The 5,620-nt window shown below is 71.5% G+C and carries 7 protein-coding genes; all 7 read left to right on the top strand.

The window, feature by feature from the left end; genetic code table 11:
- Positions 1-131, top strand: a 131-nt coding sequence (locus H0U68_RS18410) for an iron chelate uptake ABC transporter family permease subunit (RefSeq protein ID WP_296358236.1), incomplete at its 5' end; no start/stop codon positions are given.
- Positions 128-931, top strand: coding sequence for an ABC transporter ATP-binding protein (locus H0U68_RS18405; protein ID WP_296358235.1), 804 nt, complete (start codon positions 128-130; stop codon positions 929-931). The genes H0U68_RS18410 and H0U68_RS18405, both read left to right, overlap by 4 nt.
- A gap of 20 nt (positions 932-951) precedes the next feature.
- On the top strand, positions 952-1,521 hold the full coding sequence (gene cobO / locus H0U68_RS18400) for a cob(I)yrinic acid a,c-diamide adenosyltransferase (protein ID WP_296358233.1): 570 nt from the start codon (positions 952-954) through the stop codon (positions 1,519-1,521).
- A gap of 4 nt (positions 1,522-1,525) precedes the next feature.
- Positions 1,526-2,494, top strand: a complete 969-nt coding sequence (gene cbiB, locus H0U68_RS18395) for an adenosylcobinamide-phosphate synthase CbiB (RefSeq protein ID WP_296358231.1) — start codon at positions 1,526-1,528, stop codon at positions 2,492-2,494.
- Complete coding sequence (locus H0U68_RS18390; RefSeq protein WP_296358229.1) at positions 2,485-3,462, top strand: aminotransferase class I/II-fold pyridoxal phosphate-dependent enzyme; 978 nt, start codon at positions 2,485-2,487, stop codon at positions 3,460-3,462. The genes cbiB and H0U68_RS18390 overlap by 10 nt, the downstream gene beginning before the upstream one ends.
- Positions 3,459-4,937: a cobyric acid synthase gene (locus H0U68_RS18385; RefSeq protein ID WP_296358227.1), complete on the top strand. Its 1,479-nt coding sequence runs from the start codon at positions 3,459-3,461 to the stop codon at positions 4,935-4,937. The genes H0U68_RS18390 and H0U68_RS18385 overlap by 4 nt, the downstream gene beginning before the upstream one ends.
- On the top strand, positions 4,934-5,620 hold a 687-nt coding region (locus H0U68_RS18380; protein ID WP_296358225.1), incomplete at its 3' end, for a nicotinate-nucleotide--dimethylbenzimidazole phosphoribosyltransferase. The genes H0U68_RS18385 and H0U68_RS18380, both read left to right, overlap by 4 nt.

Genomic DNA, 5,620 nt, shown 5'->3' with positions numbered 1-5,620 from the left:
GCGCGCTGCTGCTGGCGGCCGACGTGCTGGCGCGCTGGGTCCTGGCGCCGCAGGAGCTGCCGGTGGGCGTGCTGACGGCGGTGCTGGGCGGCGGCTACCTGCTGTGGCTGATGCACCGGAGGCCGATGTGAGCACCGCCGCAGTTGCCGCATTACAGGCGAAAGAACTGCACGTTGCGCTCGGCGGCGCGCCGGTGCTGCGCGGCATCGACCTGGCGATTCCCGCCGGCCGCTGGACCGCCATCGCCGGGCCCAACGGCGCGGGCAAGACGACCTTGCTGCGCGCACTGGCACACCTCCTGCCGTACCGCGGCGAGGTGCGCCTGCAGGGGCGCGACGCTGGCGCGTGGCCGCACAAGGAGCGCGCCCGCGCGCTGGCCTGGCTGGGGCAAAACGAGACCGGCGCCGAGGACCTGCTGGCGCGCGACGTGGTGATGCTGGGCCGCCTGCCGCACCAGGACTGGCTGGGCTCGCCCAGCGCGGCCGACCGCGCGGCCGTGGAGGCCGCGATGCAGGAAACGCAGTGCTGGCAGTGGCGCGGCCGCACGCTCGGCAGCCTGTCGGGCGGCGAGCGCCAGCGCGTGCTGATGGCGCGCGCGCTGGCGGTGCGCGCCCCTCTGCTGCTGATGGACGAGCCGCTGGCGAACCTCGATCCGCCGCACCAGTCCGACTGGCTGGGCATGGTGCGCAGGCACGTCGCGCGCGGCGGCACGGCCGTCAGCGTGCTGCACGAGATCAGCATGGCGCTGCAGGCCGACGAATTGGTGGTGGTGGACCAGGGCCGCGTGACGCATCAGGGCGCGTGCGCCGACGCGGCCACGCACCGCGCGCTGGAAAACGTGTTCGGCGGGCGCATCGCGGTGCATGCGGTGGCCAGGCAGTGGGTCGCGCTGCCGCGGATGGAAAATGAATTGGTGTCTGACCCCAATTAGGATTTGGAAAGAAAACACAGATGCAGATCGAACAACCTCCATCGAGCAAGCCGTACGAGAAGCCCGAGGGCGAGCGGCGCGGGCTGGTGATCGTCAACACGGGCGACGGCAAGGGCAAGAGCACGGCGGCGTTCGGGCTGGCGCTGCGCGCGCATGGCCGCGGCAAGGCGGTGAAGATCTTCCAGTTCATGAAGGTGCCGACGGCGCGCTTCGGCGAACACCGCATGTTCGAGCAGATCGGCATCCCGATCGAAGGCCTGGGCGACGGCTTCTCCTGGAAAAGCCAGGACCTGGAGCACTCGGCGCAGCTCGCGCGCGACGGCTGGGCGCGGGCCCGCGACGCCATCCTCGGCAGCGGCTATTTTCTGGTGGTGCTGGACGAACTCACCTATCCGCTGATCTACGGCTGGATGCCCCTGGACGACGTGCTGCAGACCTTGCGCAATCGTCCGCGCGAGGTGCATGTGGTGATCACCGGCCGGCGCTGCCCGCCGGAGATCATCGAGTTGGCTGATACCGTCACCGAGATGACCAAGGTCAAGCACGCGTTCAACGCCGGCGTGCCGGCGCAGCGCGGCATCGAAGACTGAAGGCATGCAGGTCTGGGTCGCCGCATTCCTTCCCGCCGCCATCGCGCTGCCGGTGGCGCTGCTGCTGGACCGCTTGCTGGGCGAGCCGCCGCTGCGCCTGCATCCGGTGGTGTGGATGGGGCGCTACCTGGGCTGGATCGGTGGCCTGATCGGCCCGCGCGAGGAGAAGCCGGGGCCCGACTGGACAAGTTTTTGCGCCGGCGCGCTGGCCTGGTATGGCGGCGCGGCCTTGTTCACGCTCGCGGCCATCGTGTTGAACGATCAGATCGTGCTGCTGCATCCGCTGGCGGCCGGCCTGTTGCTGGGCCTGCTGCTCAAGCCCATGCTGTCGTGGCGCATGCTGCGCGGCGAGGTGGCCGGCGTGGAGACTGCATTGGCGCAATCGCTGGACGCCGGGCGCCGCCAGCTCGGGCGCATCGTCAGCCGCCAGGTGATGCGGCTGGACGAAGGCCAGGTGCGCGAAAGCGCCATCGAGTCGCTGGCCGAAAACCTGAACGACTCGGTGGTGGCGCCGGTGTTCTGGTTCGTCGTGGCCGGCCTGCCGGGCGCGGTGCTGTACCGCTTCGCCAACACGGCCGATGCGATGTGGGGCTACCGCGGTTTTCGCGGCGGCATCCACTGGGAATGGGCCGGCAAGTGGGCCGCCCGCGTCGACGACGTGCTGTCGTGGATTCCGGCGCGCATCACCGCGCTGCTGGTCGCCGCCGTCTGCGGCAGCTGGCCGAAGGGCCTGCGCACCGAGGCGCGCCGCACGCCGTCGCCCAACAGCGGCTGGCCGATGGCGGCCATGGCGCTGGTGCTGGGCGTGCGGCTGCGCAAGCCCGGCGCCTACACCTTGAACGAACAGGGCGCGGCGCCCGAAGCCGGCCACACCGAACGCGCCTTGCGTATCTGCGCCCAGGTAATCGTGGTGCTGCTCGCGTGGTCGCTGGTCGCGATGGCCGCGCTGCGCTGGAGCCGCGCATGGTGGTGACGCCGCGCGTGCACGGCGGACCGGACGCGCGCGGCGCCGCGCTGTTCGACTTCTCCACCAACGGCAACGCCTGCGGTCCGTGCCCGGACGCGCTGGCCGCCGTGCGCGCCGCCGACGCCACGCGCTATCCCGACGCTGGCTATGCGGCGCTGCGCGCGCGGCTGGCGCAATTCCACGGCGTGCATGCGTGGCGCATCGTGCCGGCGGGCAGCGGCAGCGAGTTCATCTTCCGCGCCAGCGCCTGGGCGTTGCATGCGGGCCTGCACCGCGTGGCCCTGCCGCACCACGGTTATGGCGACTACGCCGCGGCCGCGGTAGCCCATGGCTTGACGCAGGTGCCGCCGGACCATGCGGACCTGGTCTGGGCCTGCGAGCCGTCCAGCCCGCTGGGGCAGGCGCATGCCGGCCTGCCAAAACTGGCCGGAGAAGGGCGCATGCTGGTGCTGGACCTCGCCTACGAGCCGCTGCGGCTGTCCGGCGCCCAGAGCCTGGACCCCGGCCAGCGCGACAGCGTGTGGCAGCTGTGGACACCGAACAAGGCGTTGGGCCTTACCGGCGTGCGCGGCGCCTACGTGATTGCACCGCTGGGCATGCGGGACATCGCTGTGCAGCTTGAAGCACTGGCGCCGTCCTGGGTGCTGGGCGCGCATGCCGTCGCGATGCTGCAGGCGTGGTGCATGCCGTCGGTGCAGCAGTGGCTGGCGGACAGCAGGACCACGCTGCGGCAATGGAAGCACATGCAATCGGACATGCTGCACGCGATGGGCTGGCGCTGCGAACCCGGCCAGGCCAATTTCATGGCCTGCGATCCCCACGTGGACACCACCGCGCTGCTGGCGCACCTGCGCCACCGCGGCGTGCAGCTGCGCGACTGCGCCTCGTTCGGCCTGCCGGGCTGCGTGCGCCTGGGCGTGCAGCCGCCCGAGGCGCAGGCCGCCTTGCGCGCCGCCTGGGAGGCCTTGCAGTGACCGCGCGCTGTGTCATGGTGCTGGGCACCACCAGCGGGGCGGGCAAGAGCTGGCTGGCCACTGCCCTGTGCCGCTGGTATGCGCGCCAGGGGCTGAAGGTGGCGCCGTTCAAGGCGCAGAACATGAGCAACAACGCGCGCGTGGTCGCGGCGCCCGGCGGCGCGCTGGGCGAGATCGGCAGCGCACAGTATTTCCAGGCGCTGGCCGCGCGCTGCAGGCCCGACGTGCGCATGAATCCCGTGCTGCTCAAGCCCGAGCGCGACACGCACAGCCAGGTGGTGCTGATGGGTCGCGTGGACGAGGAACTCACGCGCGCGCCGTGGCGCGGGCGCAGCGAGCGCGTGTGGCCGGCCATTGCGAATGCGCTCGACCAGCTGCGCGCCGAGAACGACGTGGTCGTGATCGAGGGCGCCGGCTCGCCCGCCGAAATCAACCTGAAGTCCAGCGACATCGTCAACATGCGCGTGGCCCTGCATTCCGGGGCGCGCTGCCTGCTCGTCACCGACATCGACCGCGGCGGCGCCTTCGCGCACCTGTACGGCACCTGGGCGATGCTGGAGCCGTCCGAGCGCGCCTTGCTGGCCGGCTTTGTTCTCAACAAGTTCCGCGGCGACGCGGCGCTGCTGGCGCCCGGGCCGCAGCAGCTGCAGCAGATGACCGGCGTGCCCACCGTCGCCACCTTGCCGATGTGGTGGCACCACGGCCTGCCCGAGGAAGACGGTGTGTTCGACGACCGCGTGAGCGCCAGCGGCGCGGTGCGGCTGACCGTCGCGGTGGTGGCCTATCCGCGCATCAGCAACCTCGACGAATTCCAGCCGCTGAAGAACGTGCCCGGCGTGCGGCTGCGCTGGGTGCGCACGCCCGCCGAAGCCATGGGCGCCGACTGGGTCGTGCTGCCCGGTTCCAAGCACACCAGCGGCGACCTGGCCTGGCTGCGCGCGCAGGGCCTGGACCGCGCCATCGCGGCGCATGCGCAAGCCAGCGGCATGGTGCTGGGCATCTGCGGCGGCCTGCAGATGCTGGGCGAGGCGCTGATCGACACGCACGGCATCGACGGCAACGCGCCGGGCCTGGGCCTGCTGCCGCTGGTGACGCGGTTCGCGCCCGACAAGACGGTGCGGCATGCGCGCGCGCAACTCGGTACGGTGCGCGGCCCGTGGTCCGCCTTGCACGGCGTCGCGCTTGAAGGCTACGAGATTCACCACGGCCATACCGTGCAGCATCCCGGCATGGCGACCGCGCACGCGGTGCTGCCCGACGGCCTGGGCTGGCAGAACATCGAAGGCAATGTGCTGGGCCTGTACATGCACGGCATGTTCGAGAACGCTGTCGTGCTGCATGCGCTGTTCGGCGCGTCTGCGCCGTCGCTGGACAGCGTCTTCGACGGCCTGGCCGACTTCATCGGCGCGCAGTTCGCGCCCGGTTTCCTCGATGCGCTCGCCGCATCCACTTCCATCTCCGCGTCCCCACCATGACATCGACCTACGACATCCCGGCCATTGCCGACATCCACGACGCGGAACTCGCCGCGCGCCTGCAGCACAAGATCGACCGCAAGACCAAGCCGCTGGGCGCGCTCGGGCGGCTGGAGGACCTGGCGCTGCGCATCGGCCTGATTCTCGGCAGCGAGACGCCGGAACTCGCGCAGCCGCAGCTGGTGGTGTTCGCAGGCGACCACGGCCTGGCCGCGCAGGGCGTGTCGGCCTTCCCGAGCGACGTGACCTGGCAGATGGTGCACAACTTTCTGGCCGGCGGCGCCGCGGTCAGCGTGCTGGCGCGCCAGCACGGACTTGCGCTCAGCGTGGTCGATTGCGGCGTGCGGCACGACTTCGAACCGCAGCCGGGGCTGGTGCTGCGCAAGATCGCGCCCGGCACGGCGGACTCTTCGCAAGGCCTGGCGATGACGCCGCGGCAATGCGCGCAGGCGCTGGCCAACGGCGCGGACGTGGTGCGCGGCCTGCCGGGCAATGCGCTGCTGCTGGGCGAGATGGGCATCGGCAACACCTCGGCGGCCTCGCTGCTGCTGGCGCGGCTGGCCAACCAGGACATCGCCGAATGCGTGGGCGCCGGCACCGGGCTGGACGACGCCGGCATCGCACGCAAGCGCGACGTGCTGGCCAGCGTGCTGGCGCTGCACCGCGACGCGGCCGCGCCGCTG

Origin of the sequence: Ramlibacter sp. (assembly GCF_013697775.1) — a bacterium.
In the GTDB taxonomy this organism is placed as follows: domain Bacteria; phylum Pseudomonadota; class Gammaproteobacteria; order Burkholderiales; family Burkholderiaceae_C; genus Ramlibacter.
The sequence above is the reverse complement of the archived record's forward strand: the minus strand, read 5'-3'. Positions and strand labels throughout refer to the sequence as shown.

Excerpts from the sequence above, each read along its gene's own strand:
- H0U68_RS18390 (WP_296358229.1), top strand. The coding sequence starts at position 2,485 with ATGGTGGTGACGCCGCGCGTGCACGGCGGACCGGACGCGCGCGGCGCC.
- cobO (WP_296358233.1), top strand. The coding sequence starts at position 952 with ATGCAGATCGAACAACCTCCATCGAGCAAGCCGTACGAGAAGCCCGAG.
- cbiB (WP_296358231.1), top strand. The coding sequence starts at position 1,526 with ATGCAGGTCTGGGTCGCCGCATTCCTTCCCGCCGCCATCGCGCTGCCG.